Below are 17,564 nucleotides of genomic sequence, written 5' to 3' on the forward strand. Positions count from 1 at the left end.
GCTAGCACCGCTGAACACTTTGGCAAAGGGGGCGCGGCAGAATTGCGCAGGTTGCCAAGTGCCTCGGGCGGGCTGTTACAATTCGTAACAATTGGGAAAACTTCACGAAAAAGTTGACGGACAATCATTGTGTCGTCCCTAATCGGGGACAGAATCGCGCAATGCGATCAGTTCGGCCGGGAGGGCCGGAGTGGGAGGAGAATAAATTGGCTCAGACGCAGTCGGGCGCCGAGGGACTACTGTCCCTGCCGGCGCTGCTTCAACGCAATGCGAAACAGTTCGCTCATTCACCCGCCTACCGGGAGAAAGAATTTGGCATTTGGCAATGCTGGAGCTGGGCTGAGGCGGAAAAAGAAATCGAGGCTTTGGCGCTTGGTCTGATCAACCTTGGCGTCAACAAGGGTGACTTTATCGCCGTGATTGGCCGCAACCGTCCCTATATGTATTGGTCGATGGTTGCCGCCCAATCGGTCGGCGCGATCCCAGTGCCCCTGTATCAGGACGCCAACGCAGAAGAGATGGCCTATGTGCTAAGCCACTGTGGTGCGCGCTTTGTTGTTGTTACCGATCAGGAGCAGGTCGACAAGGTGATCGAGGTGCAGGATCAATTGCACCAGTTCGAACATCTGCTGTATCTCGACCCACGCGGGTTGCGGAAATACGACCACTCGCAACTGCACCAGTACAGCCATGTGCAAGATCAGGGCCGCGCGGCTTATGATGAATTTATTCCTGAACTGAAAAAACGTCGTGACGAGCTGACCTACGACAGCACCTGTGTGATGCTGTATACGTCAGGTACTACTGGCAAGCCCAAGGGCGTGGTGCTTTCCAATCGTAACGTGATTGAAAGCGCCAAAAACGCATCTGAGTTTGACAAGCTTGGGTTGGACGACGAAATCCTAGCCTATCTGCCGATGGCCTGGGTTGGCGATTTTATCTTTTCCGTTGGGCAGGCTTACTGGACCGGGTTCTGCGTGAACTGCCCGGAAAGCGCTGAAACCATGATGACCGATCTGCGGGAGATCGGCCCGAGCTACTATTTCGCACCGCCAAGGGTGTTTGAGACCCAGCTGACAAACGTGATGATCCGGATGGAAGATGCCGGTAACTTTAAGCGCAAGATGTTCCATCACTTCATGGCCCATGCCAAAAAAGTAGGACCGGCCATTTTGGATGGTAAACCTGTCGGGTTTATGGATCGGATGAAATATGCGCTGGGCGACTTTCTGGTCTATGGTCCGCTGAAAGATACGCTGGGCTTTGGCAAAGTACGGGTTGGTTATACCGCTGGTGAGGCCATTGGCCCTGAGATTTTTGAATTCTACCGTTCGCTGGGTATCAATCTGAAGCAGCTCTATGGTCAGACCGAGGCGACAGTGTTCATTACTGTGCAGCCTGACGGCGAAGTGCGCGCTGATACAGTTGGTGTTCCTGCACCGGACGTAGAGATCAAGATCGCTGACAACGGCGAAATTTTCTATCGCTCGCCCGGCACTTTTGTTGAGTACTATAAAAACCCCGAAAGCACCGCGGACACCAAAGATGCCGAAGGTTGGGTCGCCACGGGTGACGCTGGATTCTTTGAAGACAAGTCAGGACATCTGCGGATCATCGACCGGGCCAAGGACGTCGGCAAAATGGCCGACGGCAGCATGTTTGCCCCTAAATATGTCGAGAACAAGCTGAAGTTTTATCCCGACATTCTAGAGGCGGTGCTGTTCGGCAACGGTAAGGATCGCTGTGTTGCCTTCATCAATATCGACCTGACTGCGGTCGGTAACTGGGCCGAACGCAACAACATCGCCTATGCATCGTATCAGGAGCTGGCGGGTCATCCGAAAGTGCTGGCAAGCATTGCCGAGCATGTGTCCACGGTCAACAAATCCGTGGCCGAAGATCCAATGCTGTCTGGCTGTCAGGTGCATCGTTTTGTGGTGCTGCATAAAGAACTGGATGCGGATGACGGCGAAATGACCCGCACTCGCAAAGTGCGCCGCCGGATCGTCGAGGAAAAATTCGCCGACATTATCGCCGCCCTTTATGACGGTTCAGCGCAGATCTCGACCAATACCGAGGTCACCTATGAAGATGGCCGCAAAGGCGCAATCAGTGCAACGCTAGATATCGGTGATGCCGTTGTGGTGCCGGTGGCGGCACAGAAAGTGGCAGCAGAATGAACATCGCAGGAATGAGGGCCGCTGCGCGGCACAATAATACCTCCGGCGGAAGTATTTCTGAAAAGATGAAGGACGCGGTGTCGTGAAGGATATGCAAGACGGATATACCACTGCGGACGGCCGTAAAATCGGCGGCGTGGTGATGGAGATGAAGAATATCACCCTGCGCTTTGGCGGTGTGGTGGCGATCAAGGACATCAGCTTTGATATTCGTGAGGGAGAAATTCGCGCGATTATCGGCCCCAACGGTGCCGGTAAATCATCAATGCTGAACGTGATCTCTGGGTTCTATGTGCCGCAAGAAGGTGAAGTTTGGTTCCATGGCGAACCGCGGCCCCAGATGCGCCCCTATGAGGTTGCACAGCAAGGTATCGCGCGGACATTCCAGAACATCGCATTGTTTGAAGGCATGAGTGTGCTGGACAACGTGATGACCGGGCGGCTGTCCTACATGAAATCGGGTCTGTTCTCGCAAGCCCTGTGGAAGGGCAAGGCAGAGGCCGAAGAAGTGGCCAACCGTGAAGTTGCAGAAAAGATTATCGACTTTCTGGAAATCCAGCACATCCGCAAAACACCCGTGGCGCGGTTGCCTTACGGGTTGAAAAAGCGGGTGGAACTGGCGCGCGCGCTGGCGGCCGAACCCAAACTGCTACTGCTGGATGAACCGATGGCGGGCATGAACGTCGAGGAAAAAGAGGACATGAGCCGCTTTATTCTGGATGTGAACGACGAATTTGGTACCACCATTGCCCTGATCGAACACGACATGGGCGTGGTGATGGATCTGTCCGACCGGGTGGTTGTGATGGACTACGGTAAAAAGATTGGCGATGGCACCCCGGACGAAGTCCGCAACAACCAGGCAGTGATTGATGCCTATCTGGGGGTGTCGAGTGACTGATTTTCTGACAGACATGAGAGGACGTACTGATGCCTGATCAGTTTCTATTTGCCACCGAGGTTTTCATCAACGGTCTGATGGCCGGGGTGCTCTATGCGCTGGTGGCGCTTGGCTTTGTGTTGATTTACAAGGCTTCCGGAATTTTCAACTATGCCCAAGGCGTTATGGCGCTGTTTGCAGCGATGACGCTGGTGGGGATCATGAATGGCCAGGTGCCGTTCAGCCATATCATCAACGCGGTGTTTGGCACCGAGATCCATCACTTTGGCTGGCACGTGCCTGCCTTCCTGGCGATCATTTTAACAGTGGGCGTGATGGTTGGCTTTGCCTGGCTGGTACAGCGATTGGTAATGCGCCATCTGGTGGGGCAAGAGCCAATCATTCTGTTTATGGCGACCATTGGTCTGGCCTACTTCCTTGAAGGCGTTTCCGACCTGATGTGGGGATCGGAGATCAAGAAACTGGATGTTGGCCTGCCGCAGGGTGGCTCGTTCTGGATCGAAGATATGACCGCCGGTCTGGGCAGTGACAACTTCTACGGCTTCTTTATCGACAATCTAGACATGGTGGCGACTGTCGTTGCGGCACTGTTGGTGGTCGGGCTGGTGCTGTTCTCGCAGTACACCAAGCAGGGCCGTGCTATGCGGGCTGTGGCGGATGATCACCAGGCGGCATTGTCGGTTGGTATTTCGCTGAACTTTATCTGGGTGCTGGTCTGGTCGGTTGCGGGTTTCGTAGCGCTGGTTGCAGGTATCATGTGGGGCACAAAATCGGGCGTGCAGTTCTCGCTGTCGCTGATCGCACTCAAGGCGCTGCCAGTGCTGATGCTGGGCGGTTTCACCTCAATCCCTGGTGCCATTGTGGGTGGCTTGATCATCGGCGTGGGCGAGAAAATGTTCGAATTCTGGATTGGCCCGCTGGTTGGCGGCGCAACCGAGAACTGGTTCGCCTATGTGCTGGCACTGCTGTTCCTGGTGTTCCGTCCGCAGGGTCTGTTTGGGGAGAAGATCATTGAAAGGGTTTAAAAGCGATCCGATCTTCGCAGCTTGTTTTGCCAACGTAGGCAAAGCCGCATCAAAGACGAAACAACATAATGCAGCGGATCTAAACCGTTCGCAGGAACAGGGGAGCATCTAAGCCATGTTCTATCGTGAAGCCGGAGATTTCAAAACCTCCTACGAACAAGACAGCCAGACCTTCCCGATCAAGTTTGATCGGTTCCGCTACTATGCTGTTCTGGCGATTGCCTTTCTGGTGGTGCCTTTTGTTATCAATGACTACTGGGCCAACGCGATCCTGCTGCCGTTTCTGATCTATGCAATTGCCGCAATCGGACTGAACATTCTGGTGGGCTATGCTGGTCAGGTTAGCCTGGGGACCGGTGGTTTCATGGCGGTGGGGGCCTATGCCTGCTACAAGTTCATGACCATGATGCCCGAGGTGTCCATGTTTGTGCACGTGTTGCTGGCGGGGGGCATGACAGCCATTGTTTGCGTGGTCTTTGGCCTGCCCAGCCTTCGGATCAAGGGATTCTATCTGGCGGTGGCAACACTGGCGGCGCAGTTCTTTCTGGTCTGGTTGTTTAACAGGGTGCCGTGGTTCTACAACTATTCGGCCTCCGGTCAGATCAGCGCTCCAGAGCGCGACGTGTTTGGTATTCTGATCACTGGCCCCAACGCACCGGCTTGGGCGACCTATATGTTCAGCCTGATCTTCCTGACCCTTTGTGCGCTGGTTGCCCGCAACCTGACACGCGGCACCATTGGCCGCAGCTGGATGGCGATCCGCGACATGGATATCGCCGCTGAAATCATCGGAGTGAACCCGCTGAAGGCGAAATTGACCGCCTTTGCTGTGTCAGGCTTCTTTATCGGTATTTCAGGCGCGCTGTTCTTTTCGGTCTATCTGGGCGCGGTGGAGGTCGGCGAGGCCTTTGGTATCACCAAGTCGTTCTTGGTGCTGTTCATGGTCATTATTGGTGGGCTGGGTTCAATCTTTGGCTCCTTCGCCGGTGCCGCCTTCCTGGTGCTGCTGCCGGTGGTGCTCAAGGTTGTTGGAGTCGATGTTCTGGGCTGGCCAACAGATATCGTTGCGCATTTTCAGCTGGTTATTGTCGGCGCATTGATCATTGTGTTCCTGATCGTCGAACCACACGGTCTGGCACAGCTATGGCGTGTCGCAAAAGAAAAACTACGACTTTGGCCTTTCCCGCACTAGCGGGGCAGGCATCTGAGCTGCGGGGGAATAATAAGATCAAGCCCCCGTTTTCATCCACATCGGATAATACCATGGGAGGATTAATACCGATGAAATTGAAACTGACCACTCTGGCGCTCGGCGCCGTGATGGCCGCCGGGCCCGTAATGGCTGACCTGGTGTTTCCATCGCTTAGCTATCGTACTGGCCCTTATGCTGCTGGCGGCATTCCCTTTGCGGATGGCTATGCTGACTATTTCACCCTGCTGAACGAACGCGATGGCGGCATCGGCGGCGTGATGACCAAGCTGATCGAATGTGAAACCGGCTATAACACCGAAAAAGGTGTTGAGTGCTACGAGTCCACCAAGGGCGAAGGCGCGCTGGTTTATCAACCACTTTCGACTGGTATCACCTATCAGCTGATCCCCAAAGTGACCGCTGACAATATCCCGCTGCACACCATGGGTTACGGCCGGACTTCGGCTGCCAATGGTGAAGTGTTCTCGAACGTCTTCAACTACCCTGCCAACTACTGGAATGGCGCGTCGGGCGTTGTGAACTACCTGTTGGAATCCAACGGTGGCGATCTGAAGGGCAAGAAGATTGCTCTGGTTTACCATAACTCGGCATACGGCAAAGAGCCGATCCGGACATTGGAAGAGCTGTCCGCCAAACACGGTTTTGAACTGTTGGCTCTGCCCGTTGACCACCCTGGTCAGGAACAGAAAAGCCAATGGCTGCAAATCCGCCGTGAGCGTCCGGACTTTGTGACCATGTGGGGCTGGGGCGTGATGAACCAGGTTGCCATTCAGGAAGCTGCGAACATCCGCTTCCCAATGGAAAATTTCATCGGCGTTTGGTGGTCCGGTGCTGAGCACGACGTGATGTCTGCTGGCGATGCGGCTGATGGTTATAAGGCGCTGACCTTCCATAATGTTGGTCGTGACTTCCCTGTCTTCCACCACATCCAGAAGTATGTGGTCGATACTGGCAAGGCAGCAGGCGCTGGCGATCAGATTGGTACTGTTTTGTATAACCGCGGTATGTATGCAGCGATGCTTGCAGCCGAGGCCGCCAAGACAGCCCAAGGCATCCACGGTACTGCCGACATCAACGCTGCTATGATGCGTGATGGTATGGAAGCTCTGGAAATCAACGAAGCGAAAATGGCTGATTTGGGCATGCCCAACTTTGGTCCTTCGTTCAACGTTTCCTGTGAAAACCATGGTGGTCCTGGCCTGGTTGGTGTGACCCAGTGGGATGCGTCCAGCAAGACTTGGTCGCTGATTTCTGACTTCAAACCAACAGACGGTGACGTGATTGGTGCATTGGTTGCCGAAGATTCCGGTGCCTATGCTGCAGAAAACAAGATCACACCAAACTGTAACTAAACGGCAGGATCCAGAGCGTGCTCTGGATCCAACCGAAACTGGTGTGGCGGTTCGCCGCCATACCAAACTCCGCCAAGAGATCCGGGATCTAACCCGGAACGGATGAGGACAAGTTCTGATGCTGGATGCAGCCAAAACAAGTGATGTGCAGACCGAGACCTTGCTAGAGGTCAACAACATCGAGGTGATCTACAATCACGTGATCCTGGTGTTGAAAGGTGTCAGCCTGAATGTGCCCAAAGGGGGCATTACTGCTCTTCTGGGCGGAAACGGGGCTGGAAAAACGACCACCCTCAAGGCGATTTCGAACTTGCTGCGATCCGAGCGTGGTGAGGTGACCAAGGGGTCTGTCAAATACCGTGGTCAGGACGTACATGAAGAAGACCCGGCCGCACTGGTACGCCAAGGGGTGATCCAGGTGATGGAAGGTCGTCACTGCTTCGAACACCTGACAGTTGAAGAAAACCTGCTGACCGGCGCTTATACCCGTGCCGATGGTAAGGCCAACATCGCAGCTGATCTTGAGATGGTTTATAACTATTTCCCACGACTGAAAGAGCGCCGCAAATCGCAGGCTGGCTACACCTCAGGTGGCGAGCAACAGATGGTGGCCATGGGCCGAGCCCTGATGAGCCGCCCCGAAACCGTGCTGTTGGATGAGCCTTCGATGGGCTTGGCGCCACAGCTGGTTGAGCAAATTTTTGAGATCGTGAAATCGATCAATGAACAGGAAGGCGTGACTTTCCTGCTGGCTGAACAGAATACCAACATGGCGCTGAAATATGCCCATTACGGCTATATTCTGGAATCGGGCCGTATCGTAATGGATGGCCCGGCGGCCGAGCTGCGCGAAAACCCTGACGTCAAAGAATTCTACCTGGGCATGTCCGACGAAGGCCGCAAGTCCTTTCGCGATGTGCGCTCTTATCGCCGCCGCAAACGGTGGCTCAGCTAATGGATACTGGTGCTGAAATGACTTATTTTGATGCGCTTGAAACGCGGTCAGCGGACGAACGGTCAGCGGCGCAATTGGACGCTCTGCGCGACCAGATCAGCCGCGCGCGTGCTGCCAAAAACGCCTGTAATCTTGATGGCCCCGAGATCAAGGACTTCTCGGACCTTGCGCAGTATTCCGTTTTACGCAAATCGGAACTGAGCAAATGGCAGAACGAGAACCCGCCATTTGGGGGCATAGCAGTCTCTAACGTTGCGCATGTCTTTCAGTCGCCCGGCCCGATTTATGAACCCGGTGGCATCACCCATGATTGGTGGCGCATGGGACGGTTCCTGCATGCCTGTGGCATTGGGGCTGGCGATGTGGTGCAGAACTGCTTTGGTTATCACCTGACACCAGCCGGGATGATCTTTGAAAGCGGCGCCCGCGCCGTTGGCGCAACCGTTCTGCCGGCAGGCACTGGCCAGACCGAATTGCAGGTTACTGCGGCTCGCGATGTTGGCGCTACCGCTTATGCGGGGACCCCGGATTACCTGAAGGTGATTCTGGATAAGGCTGATACCATGGGGATCAAACTCAACTTCTCCAAGGCGGCCGTTGGCGGTGGGGCACTGTTCCCTAGTTTACGTCAGGAATATGCTGATCGCGGCATCGCTTGCTTGCAATCATATGCCACTGCGGATCTGGGCAACATCGCTTACGAAAGTGCAGCGATGGAGGGCATGATCGTCGACGAGAAAGTCATCGTCGAGATTGTCACTCCGGGAACGGGCACGCCTGTTGCCCCGGGTGAGGTTGGCGAGGTTGTCGTCACCACGCTGAACCCTGATTATCCACTGATCCGTTTTGCGACGGGCGATCTGAGCGCGGTGATGCCTGGAACGAGCCCCTGTGGCCGCACCAACATGCGGATCAAAGGCTGGATGGGCCGTGCCGATCAGACCACCAAAATCAAAGGCATGTTTGTGCGTCCGGAGCAGGTGGCAGCACTTGTTGAAAAACATGATGAGATCATCAAAGCACGCGTCATCGTTTCTCGGGATGGCGAGATGGATGCGATGGCGGTGCAGATCGAGGCATCTGGTGGAGATGACATGGCCTATGCCCGTTCAGTGATCGACGTTCTGAAGTTGAAAGCCAGAGTTGATGTGGTGGCCCCGGGCAGCCTGCCTAAAGATGGGTTGGTGATCGAGGATCAGCGTAAGTACGACTAATTCGCAGGAACAATCGAATTAGAAGCCCCGGGTGTAGTCTGCATCTGGGGCTTTTTGTCTGCCCTGATCTTTCGATCTGGAGTTTCCGAGCGAAATAGTCGCATAAGAGGGCTGTAATTCAACAATGCCGGGTCAATCCAGCCGTGAGCGATACCAAAACTTATGCCCCTAACGGGAGCCGCCGAGGCAACAAAAGTGGCAGCCGCGTGTTTTCCGTCTTGTCCTGGACGGTGGCGCTGGCCTGCCTGTTGCCTATGGTTGCGGTGGCCCTTGCTGCAGTGACAGGCGGCACAGAGACCATCTCGCATTTGATGGATACTGTTTTACTCCGCTACAGTGGCACCACCGTGGTGCTGGTTCTTTTGGTTGCACTGGGGACGTTCTCGGTCGGCGTTGGCGCGGCCTGGCTGGTGACGATGACCCGGTTTGCTGGTGTAAAGTTTTTTGAGATGGCACTGATCCTGCCGCTCGCTTTTCCAGCCTATGTTCTGGCCTATGCCTATACCTTCATTCTGGATCACCCAGGTATCGTACAGACCACTTTGCGGCAGGTCACAGGTTGGGGACCGCGCGACTATTGGTTCCCTGAGATTCGATCAACCGCGGGCGCGGCGCTGATGTTGGTGCTGGTGCTGTACCCCTATGTTTACCTGTTGGCGCGTGCCGCGTTCCTGCAGCAAAGCTCGGGTGCCTTTCTGGCGGCGCGTGCTCTGGGCAATACCTCGTGGCAAGCCTTCTGGCGCGTTAGCCTTCCAATGGCGCGGCCAGCGATCGCATCGGGTGTATTGCTGGCGATCATGGAGACCGTCGCCGATTTTGGCACGGTGTCCTATTTTGGCGTACAAACCTTTGCGACCGGCATCTATACCAGTTGGTTTTCAATGGGCGACCGCGCTGGTGCAGCGCAGTTGGCGCTGGTCTTGCTGGGGTTTGCACTGATGCTGGCTGTTATTGAACGCGCCACACGGGGTAAGGCACGCTATCACCAAGCGGGCAAACAACACACCAAAATGCCACCAGCTGAGCTAAGCGGCAGTCGGGCACTGTTTGCCTGGGCTCTTTGCGCGACGCCAGTGGTGTTGGGCTTTTTGTTGCCGGTGGTGATTCTCGTCAATATGGGGTTGGAGTCCGAACAGAACCTGTTTAGCCGCCGCTATATCGCACTTCTGCAAAATTCGGTGACACTGGCGACCGTTGCTGCGCTCCTCACAGTTTGTGCGGCGGTTTGCATCGGTTTCTATCTGCGGCTGCAGCCCGGTCGGCTGGCCTCGGCAGCGGCCTATTCCGCGCGGTTGGGTTATGCAGTTCCGGGCGGGGTGATCGCGGTGGGCTTGATGGTGCCCTTTGCGGCGTTCGACAATACGCTGGATGCATGGATGCGGGCAAATTTTGAAATCCGAACCGGTCTGTTGATCACGGGTTCTATCTGGTTGCTGGTGGCCGCCTATATGGTGCGGTTTCTGGCTGCGGCCCTAGGCGCCTACGAGGGCGGACAAAGTACTATGCACGCCAATATGGATGCAGCGGCGCGCTCGCTGGGGCAAGGGCCCTTTGGAATGTTGCGCCGGGTGCATCTGCCGATCCTGACGCCTAGTTTGCTGACAGCGCTTTTGATTGTTTTTGTCGATGTGATGAAAGAGTTACCCGCGACCCTGATCATGCGGCCATTCAATTATGACACTCTGGCTGTGCAGGCTTATCGATTAGCCTCGGATGAACGACTAGAGGGGGCAGCAGTCCCATCACTGGTCATCATGGCCGTAGGGCTGTTGCCTGTTATTCTGATCTGTCGTCAGGTTGCACGGCGCGGCTAGCGTTCACTCTAGCTGCAACAGGTGTCGCCTTTTTGGATGGGCGGGCAGGGCCGGGTACCATAGGAACAAAAGACGCAGCAATCACCCTGTAGTGGCTTCAGGACTGCAGCACAGTTGGTACAGTCATAGAACCACTGGCAAGAATCAGACGGCATTTCTTCCGTCTTTTCATGGCCGCAGTGTGGGCAGGTGAGGGTGGAATTCAGATTGACCTGCATGATTGTCCCAACCCCTTTTCCCGACGTCAGCGTGAGTGGTTCGATTGCGTTACTTTACACGCGGTGACCGCTGCCAGAGCAAGTGAAAAATTTTGTGGCCAAGTTGGGTAAGATATGTCCCCAACGCAAACAAGGCGCAGTTGGACTGCGCCTTGTTGAATTTTTGAAACCATGGGGAAGGGAGAGTTACTCCCAACCCACCTGGTTAAAGATCTTCTGTGCTTCAGGGATGTTGCCAGCCACTTCAGCCAAGCTCACATCATCCGGTTTGAACATGCCCAAAGCAGCAATGCTTGGGGACAGGGCTACGCCCGGAACCGCTGGATATTCGTCGTTACCAGCCGAGAAGTACTGCTGAGCCTGATCGCTGGCCAGATACTCAAGGAACTTCACCGCGTTGTCTTTGTTCGGTGCATGGGCTGCAACGCCGGCACCAGACAGGTTCACATGCGCGCCTTCGGCGTCCTGCGCTGGGAAGATCCAACCGATCATGTCACGCTCAGCCGACAGACCTTTGACGTCTTTGCGGATTGAACGGGCAAAATAGTAGGTGTTGGCAACCGAGATTTCACACTCGCCCGACACAATGCCACGCATCTGGTCAGTGTCACCACCCTGAGGGGCACGCGCCATGTTGGCGACAACGCCTTCAGCCCATTTGGTGGCGGCTTCGGCACCGTGGTGGGTCACGATCGAAGCCAGCAGGGTCTGGTTGTAAGTGTTGGTCGACGAACGGATGCAAACCTGGCCTTTGTACTGTGGGTCAGCCAGATCCAGATAGGTGCGCGGAGGGTTGGTTACGTCGGCTTTGTCATAAAAGATGATGCGCGCACGCTGCGAGAAGCCAAACCACTGGTTGTCAACGTCCTGCAGGTAGGCTGGAACGCGGGCTTCCAGAGTGTCGCTGTCTGTGGCTTGCAAAATGCCAGCGTTTTTTGCGCGGGCCAGACGCGAGGTATCGACGGTTAGCAATACATCAGCAGGCGAGTTCACACCTTCGGCTTCCATACGCGCGATCAGCTCATCGGCCTTGCCTTCGATGCGGTTGATGGTGATGCCGGTGGCGTCTTCGAAATCAGAATACAGGCGCTCGTCGGTGTCGTAGTGGCGCGACGAATACAGGTTCAGCTCACCCTCTGCAGCAGCAGTAGTGGCGACAGCGGCTGTCAGTGCCGAGGCGAGGATCGTGGAAGATTTCAGCATAACGTGTCCCAATTTAAATCATTTGTCCGGGATATGTTCCCGACTGATTTAGTCAATTATAGAAACTGACGGAGGATGCAATTAAAAACTGACTAATTTGATCGGAAAAGAAACAGAACCTGTAAACACAAAAAAACCGCATCCTAAGATGCGGTTTTCGAAACTGTCTAGCGGCGCTAGAACTTAGCCTTGGCGTGCTTTGAAGCGAGGCTGAGTTTTGTTGATCACGTAGACGCGACCCTTACGACGCACAATGCGGCAATCCCGGTGCCGGTTCTTGAGCGAGCGGAGTGAGTTCTTGACCTTCATGGGCCATCTCCTGTTCTGCGGCGCGAACCAGCGCCTGGGTTACGGGTGTCTTGATCTTGTGATCAAAACAATGAATTCATGGTGGGCACTACAAGGTTCGAACTTGTGACCCCTTCGATGTCAACGAAGTGCTCTACCGCTGAGCTAAGCGCCCATGAATACCTGCGTTTAGTCCAGCCCCAAATTAATGGGGCGCGGAAGTCCGCGCCGGTGAAGGGGTCTATAAAAGGAGTCGTGCAGGGGCGCAAGAGCTTTTGACCACAGAAATTTCCGCACTATGCTGTTTATTGAACCTGACGCACTGGAGATAGGATGCCTAAAGCCGTTTTTCACGTATTTTCGCCGAAAAAACTGCAGTCAGGTGTGGTTTTTGCCTCTCCTCATAGTGGCGCGGACTACTCGCAGTCCTTCCTATCGCGTACGATTCTAAATAGGCATCAGATTCGCAGCTCGGAAGATGCCTTTGTAGATCAACTTTTTGCCTCGGCCCCGGCGTTTGGTGTTCCCTTTTTGACAGCTTTGGCACCGCGCGCCTTTGTTGATCTTAACCGCGCGGCGGACGAATTGGATCCGGCTCTGGTTGAGGGGTTAAAGCAGAAGAGACAAAACCCGCGAGTGGCGTCTGGACTGGGCGTGATCCCACGAGTGGTTGCGCATGGTCAGGCCATTTATCACGGCAAGCTGTCGCAAAGCGAGGTTCAGAATCGGATTGATCGGTACTGGCACCCTTATCACAAAGCGTTACAGGAATTGTTGCGGCAGGCGCAGACACAATTTGGACAGGCAATCCTTGTGGACTGCCATTCGATGCCGCATGAGGCGATCGAAGCGATGGGACACTGCGGGGGGCAAAAGCCCGAAGTGGTCCTTGGTGACAGATTCGGCGCTGCTGCCAGTGCGGATGTGATGGATCATATAGAGGAGGCATTTATCGGGGCGGGATTGACGGTCTCTCGTAATGCGCCGTTTGCCGGAGCATATATTACCCAGGCCTATGGACGACCTTCGCGTCGGCAACATGCTGTGCAGGTCGAAATAGATCGGGCCTTGTATATGAACGAGGACAAAATAGAACCCAATGGCAATTTTGCCGCTTTGAAGGCCTTGCTAGATAGTGTGATTGACGAGATTTCTAGGATCAACGGCGAACAGATGCCCTTGGCTGCAGAATAGCAGGGGCGTTACCCCCATCACAGGCGCTGCCTGCTCTTCCCCCGGGATATTTGGGGCAAAGCCCCATTGGGGCGGCGTTGGATCAGCGCAATGCACGGCCTTTGCGGATTGCATCCGTCCCAAACCGCTCGCGTATACTATCGGTTGCGCGTTCAGCTTTGGCGCGTTGGGTGGCCAGTGGGTCCAGAAGATCACCTGTGATATCTGCCTGAGTTTCCGGCACCAGATCGGAAATCCCACAGCCAAGTAACCTGTAGGGCCCCTGATTTCCAACTTGGTCCAGTAAATCGCGCGCGGTCCGGTAGATGACATCCGCCATCTGTGTCGCATCTCGGAGCGAGAGCCGCCGGGTCAGGGCTGTGTGATCGGCTCGTTTCAATTTTAGCGTCACCACCCGCCCAGCCTGTTGTTTGGCCTTTGCGCGATCTGACACTTTTTCCGCCAAACGCCACAGGTGACCATCAAGCACTTCAGTGCTGGCGGTGTCCTCAAAAAACGTGGTTTCGTTTGAGATGGATTTCATCGGGGCATTGGCTGAAACTCGACGCCGATCCTCTCCGCGGGCCAGGTGCCACAGGCGCTCTCCTGTTGAGCCAAAGCGCGTGCTGAGGTCTCGGCGATCCCAGCGCAGCAAGTCTGCAAACGTCCGAATTCCAGCTTTCTCCAGGCTGGCCTGCGCTGCGGGGCCAATACCCCATATCAATCTCACGGGCTTATCATGCAGAAAGGTGCTGGTCTCAGCCTTGCCAATCACGGAATAGCCGCGCGGTTTGTCCAGATCCGATGCAACCTTGGCGAGGAACTTGTTATGAGACAAGCCGATCGAACCGGTAATCCCAATTTCGTCTTTCATGCGCTTGACCAGCCGGGCCAACATCACTGCAGGTGGGGCACCGTGCAGGCGTTGGGTTCCCCCCAGGTCCATAAAAGCCTCGTCCAGTGAGAGAGGTTCAACGTCGGGGGTCAGTTCGTCCATCATGGCGCGGACCTGACGCGAAACCTCTACGTAGGCTTGCATCCGGGGTTTGATCACCACAGCATCAGGGCATAGTTTCATCACCTGAAACATCGGCATTGCCGAGCGCACCCCTCGAATGCGCGCCACATAACAGGCGGTTGATACAACCCCGCGCTTGCCGCCGCCGATCACCACGGGTTTGTCAGCCAGCTCAGGGTTGTCGCGCTTTTCGACACTTGCGTAGAACGCGTCGCAATCCATATGCGCGATGGATAGCGAAAACAGTTCCTCATGTGCCTTTATCCGCGGGCTGCCGCAGTGCGGGCAACGTCGCGCCGGGGCGATCTGGCTCAGGCAATCTCGGCAGAGGGCGTGCATTGGGATGTCATCTAAGTCTTGGGAGTGGAGTTTGTTCTGCCAGTTTAACTTGGCTGGGCAGTCTTGTCTTTATCTGGTGGCTGTATCAATGATTGTATCATGGAATTTACGGGTGCAAAACTGGCGTTGTTTCTGGGTCACGACTTGTTGGTGATCCAGCGTGACGACAAGCCAGATATTCCGTTTCCCAATCATTGGGACCTGCCGGGTGGTGGCCGCGAGGCAGGGGAAACTCCGGCCCAATGTGCCTTGCGGGAAACGTATGAAGAAGTCGGACTTCGGTTGCAGGAGACCGATCTGATCTGGGCAAAAGAATACCAGCGAACAAGCGGGAAAATGTGGTTTTTCGTCTCTCACCAACCGGCAAAGATGGTTGATCAAATTTGTTTTGGAAATGAAGGTCAGGGTTGGAAACTGATGACGTCGGCTGAGTATTGCAAACACCCAATGGCAGTGCCGCATTTTGTGGCGCAACTATGTGAGTATCTGGAAGAGATAGGACGCTAACCTTATAGGAAAATCCCCCCGCTGCTGAAGCGGGGGTAGGTGACGAGCCTCAGGAAGAGAACCCATCAGGGGAGTGTCTTGTATTCTAAATCTGATATTTTGGCGCAAACACCTAGTCTGGAATTGCTGACGCCTTAATTGAGCATAGAAAATGTGCCTTTGTCGGCACAGAGACAATATGGCGCGCCTTAGGTGTTTTACGCTGATATTTCGTTTTCTAAGAAGGGGTTGACGTAGGGTCAACTGGCCGAATCGCCTTCCGTTCCCGAGAATTGGCGCGTCTGAGCGAAGTTTTTATTTTGCCTACAAATTAGGCGCTTACCTTGAATTCAGGTGTTTTTGATCTCGCTCAGGATGGCTTGTGCTGCGGCGCTCGGATCTTTTGCTTGCCAAACGGGGCGGCCTACAACGATGTGATCCGCACCATTCGCGATTGCACTTGCCGGCGTTGCAACCCGTTTCTGGTCTCCCAGATCAGCCCCTGCGGGTCGGACACCGGGTGTCACGATCAATCGGCCCGCAGCTTCGGGCAGGGCGCGGATTAGCGCGGCTTCATGTGGTGAGGCAATGACGCCATCGGCCCCTGCGGCAAAGGCGTGGCTGGCGCGTTCCAGCACCAGATCTTGCACGTCGCCGTCCTTGATCAGTGCGGCGTCAAGATCCTGCCGGTCCAAAGAGGTCAGGATGGTGACGGCTAATATTTTCATGTCTTTGCCAGCGGCACCCTGTTTGGCGGCCTCAACCACAGAAGGGTCGCCGTGCACAGTCAGGAAATCGAGATCAAATTGAGCCAGACCACGTACTGCTTTTTCGACGGTGGCGCTGATGTCGAACAGCTTCATGTCCAGAAAAATGCGTTTGCCCATTTCATGCTTCAGCTCATTGGCCAGTGCCAAACCACCACCGGTCAGCATCCCCAGTCCGATTTTGTAGAATGATACGGCATCACCTAATTGTTCGGCCAGTTGCAGGCCTTGCACGGCATTGGGGACATCCATTGCAACAATCAAGCGGTCGTCAGACATGGGGGCAGCTCCGGTTCTGGTGGGGTCGCGCCTATCTATGGGCACCAGCGTCTTGGCACAAGGGGTCACGTTTTGCCGTAAATCCATCGCATGTCGGGGGCCTCGGTGCAGTACATATGCACCCAAATGTAACACTGCTGGAACAGCGCCAGTATCAGTGCATTCCACGAACCAAACAGCAGAGCGATGCCCCATAATCCTAGGAAAGCAACGCCATACATGCCGTTTGATGTGTATTTGAAAACACCTTTGTTGACCAAGGGCATAGAGGCAAAGGTATCTCGGAAATGATCTCCACCTAGGGCACGGGGCAGGGTGAAATGCACTAAGACCGAATGCATGGCCCAAACCGCTAATGCTAACAACGCTGTCCCGGCCAACAGCTCAATGAGGCGAACCCCAGTTATGTCGGCAGTGTCTGTCCATGCCACCAATAGAACGGTGAGTGGACGCGCGATCAGCAGAGGCAGGAAAATCAACCTCCAGACCGACATGTCGCGATTACCAAACCAGCGTGTAAACAGGTTACGGTGCAGCTGTAGGCGAAACACTATGGCCACGATGACCTGATGGATCACTGCAAGCCCGATCGAGAGCGTGGCCCATCCTGCGGAACTGTAGCCTAACAGATAGGATGCTTCCGATGGCCTATCCAATAAAGAATTGGCGCCGACAACCAGCAGTATCGCCAGCCCGATGTGCTGCGGCTGCCCTTCCAAAATATCCCAAAGGGTGCTCCGTCCGCGTATATCGCGCAATGATGTCATGCCACCAGTATCGGCACTGGCGGCGAATTGTCGACAGTTACCCGATCAGTGTGTGCTGACCAAGTGATCCGCCAGCTGCAGTTCCTGGTGGCCTGACCGAAACTCGGGCATGCGCTTCAATTGGCGCGCCGCTTCGTGCGCAAAGCCACGATCGCGGTCTTCTGTGTTTTCATAGGGGGGCAAATTGATCTGACAGTACAGATTAACAGTCCGGTCAATCAGCGATAGCACTACGTTGGCGCAATGTCGCGCGTGATGATTGTCATAGTGGTAATGGGTCACTTCGATGTCAGTCACTAGCATGGCAGCCTCCTGTTTTGATCTTTTCAGGCTGCTCTTGAATGCCGGCGGAACTGTGACCTTCATGAGGAA

At 55.0% G+C, this 17,564-nt stretch carries 17 protein-coding genes and 1 tRNA gene; 10 read left to right on the forward strand and 8 right to left on the reverse strand.

Translation table 11 applies throughout. The features are described 5' to 3' along the window. The first annotated feature begins 206 nt into the window (after window positions 1-206). From FEE96_RS10460 to FEE96_RS10495, 8 genes are all read left to right on the forward strand, one after another. A complete protein-coding gene (locus tag FEE96_RS10460; protein WP_138162975.1) occupies window positions 207-2,180 on the forward strand; it encodes an AMP-binding protein in 1,974 nt (657 codons plus the stop codon). 91 nt (window positions 2,181-2,271) lie between these two features. After that, entirely contained in the window at window positions 2,272-3,081 is an 810-nt protein-coding gene (locus FEE96_RS10465; protein WP_138163026.1) for an ABC transporter ATP-binding protein, read from the forward strand. Window positions 3,082-3,110: 29 nt separating this feature from the next. After that, the gene (locus FEE96_RS10470; RefSeq protein ID WP_138162976.1) at window positions 3,111-4,106 is read left to right on the forward strand and encodes a branched-chain amino acid ABC transporter permease; all 996 of its coding nucleotides are present in this window, start codon (window positions 3,111-3,113) and stop codon (window positions 4,104-4,106) included. 115 nt (window positions 4,107-4,221) lie between these two features. Further along, the gene (locus FEE96_RS10475) at window positions 4,222-5,298 is read left to right on the forward strand and encodes a branched-chain amino acid ABC transporter permease (protein WP_138162977.1); all 1,077 of its coding nucleotides are present in this window, start codon (window positions 4,222-4,224) and stop codon (window positions 5,296-5,298) included. Between the two features lie 89 nt (window positions 5,299-5,387). Continuing rightward, complete coding sequence (locus tag FEE96_RS10480; protein WP_138162978.1) at window positions 5,388-6,671, forward strand: ABC transporter substrate-binding protein; 1,284 nt, start codon at window positions 5,388-5,390, stop codon at window positions 6,669-6,671. Window positions 6,672-6,789: 118 nt separating this feature from the next. Further along, a complete protein-coding gene (locus FEE96_RS10485; RefSeq protein ID WP_138162979.1) occupies window positions 6,790-7,626 on the forward strand; it encodes an ABC transporter ATP-binding protein in 837 nt (278 codons plus the stop codon). A gap of 17 nt (window positions 7,627-7,643) precedes the next feature. Then, the gene (locus tag FEE96_RS10490; RefSeq protein ID WP_138163027.1) at window positions 7,644-8,840 is read left to right on the forward strand and encodes a phenylacetate--CoA ligase family protein; all 1,197 of its coding nucleotides are present in this window, start codon (window positions 7,644-7,646) and stop codon (window positions 8,838-8,840) included. A gap of 254 nt (window positions 8,841-9,094) precedes the next feature. Further along, on the forward strand, window positions 9,095-10,654 hold the full coding sequence (locus FEE96_RS10495; RefSeq protein WP_246079397.1) for an ABC transporter permease: 1,560 nt from the start codon (window positions 9,095-9,097) through the stop codon (window positions 10,652-10,654). An 8-nt stretch (window positions 10,655-10,662) separates the two neighbouring features. On the opposite strand, the gene FEE96_RS23785 is transcribed toward FEE96_RS10495, so the two are convergent. The 4 genes from FEE96_RS23785 to FEE96_RS10515 all read right to left on the reverse strand — a co-directional run bounded on the left by FEE96_RS23785 (window position 10,663) and on the right by FEE96_RS10515 (window position 12,538). Further along, complete coding sequence (locus tag FEE96_RS23785; protein ID WP_138162981.1) at window positions 10,663-10,872, reverse strand: GDCCVxC domain-containing (seleno)protein; 210 nt, start codon at window positions 10,870-10,872, stop codon at window positions 10,663-10,665. 186 nt (window positions 10,873-11,058) lie between these two features. Beyond that, window positions 11,059-12,075, reverse strand: coding sequence for a Fe(3+) ABC transporter substrate-binding protein (locus FEE96_RS10505; protein WP_138162982.1), 1,017 nt, complete (start codon window positions 12,073-12,075; stop codon window positions 11,059-11,061). Between the two features lie 183 nt (window positions 12,076-12,258). Then, window positions 12,259-12,384: a type B 50S ribosomal protein L36 gene (gene ykgO, locus FEE96_RS10510; protein WP_008205324.1), complete on the reverse strand. Its 126-nt coding sequence runs from the start codon at window positions 12,382-12,384 to the stop codon at window positions 12,259-12,261. Between the two features lie 79 nt (window positions 12,385-12,463). After that, a tRNA-Val gene (locus FEE96_RS10515) sits at window positions 12,464-12,538 on the reverse strand. A gap of 158 nt (window positions 12,539-12,696) precedes the next feature. Between FEE96_RS10515 and FEE96_RS10520 the strand changes: the two genes are divergently transcribed. Next, entirely contained in the window at window positions 12,697-13,557 is an 861-nt protein-coding gene (locus tag FEE96_RS10520) for an N-formylglutamate amidohydrolase (protein WP_138162983.1), read from the forward strand. An 82-nt stretch (window positions 13,558-13,639) separates the two neighbouring features. Here the strand turns inward: FEE96_RS10520 and FEE96_RS10525 are convergent, their stop codons facing one another. Continuing rightward, the gene (locus tag FEE96_RS10525) at window positions 13,640-14,893 is read right to left on the reverse strand and encodes a DNA polymerase IV (RefSeq protein WP_138162984.1); all 1,254 of its coding nucleotides are present in this window, start codon (window positions 14,891-14,893) and stop codon (window positions 13,640-13,642) included. A gap of 99 nt (window positions 14,894-14,992) precedes the next feature. Here FEE96_RS10525 and FEE96_RS10530 point away from each other — a divergent pair, with 99 nt between their 5' ends. Continuing rightward, window positions 14,993-15,400, forward strand: a complete 408-nt coding sequence (locus FEE96_RS10530; protein ID WP_138162985.1) for an NUDIX hydrolase — start codon at window positions 14,993-14,995, stop codon at window positions 15,398-15,400. 329 nt (window positions 15,401-15,729) lie between these two features. On the opposite strand, the gene pyrF is transcribed toward FEE96_RS10530, so the two are convergent. From pyrF to FEE96_RS10545, 3 genes are all read right to left on the reverse strand, one after another. Further along, complete coding sequence (pyrF, locus tag FEE96_RS10535; RefSeq protein ID WP_138162986.1) at window positions 15,730-16,425, reverse strand: orotidine-5'-phosphate decarboxylase; 696 nt, start codon at window positions 16,423-16,425, stop codon at window positions 15,730-15,732. Window positions 16,426-16,490: 65 nt separating this feature from the next. Beyond that, window positions 16,491-17,192 (reverse strand): methyltransferase, encoded by a 702-nt coding sequence (locus FEE96_RS10540; protein ID WP_138162987.1) that lies wholly within the window; start codon window positions 17,190-17,192, stop codon window positions 16,491-16,493. 45 nt (window positions 17,193-17,237) lie between these two features. After that, window positions 17,238-17,495 (reverse strand): hypothetical protein, encoded by a 258-nt coding sequence (locus FEE96_RS10545; protein ID WP_138162988.1) that lies wholly within the window; start codon window positions 17,493-17,495, stop codon window positions 17,238-17,240. Window positions 17,496-17,564 lie beyond the last annotated feature (69 nt).

The organism is Parasedimentitalea maritima (genome assembly GCF_005771405.1).
Classification (GTDB): Bacteria; Pseudomonadota; Alphaproteobacteria; order Rhodobacterales; family Rhodobacteraceae; genus Parasedimentitalea; species Parasedimentitalea maritima.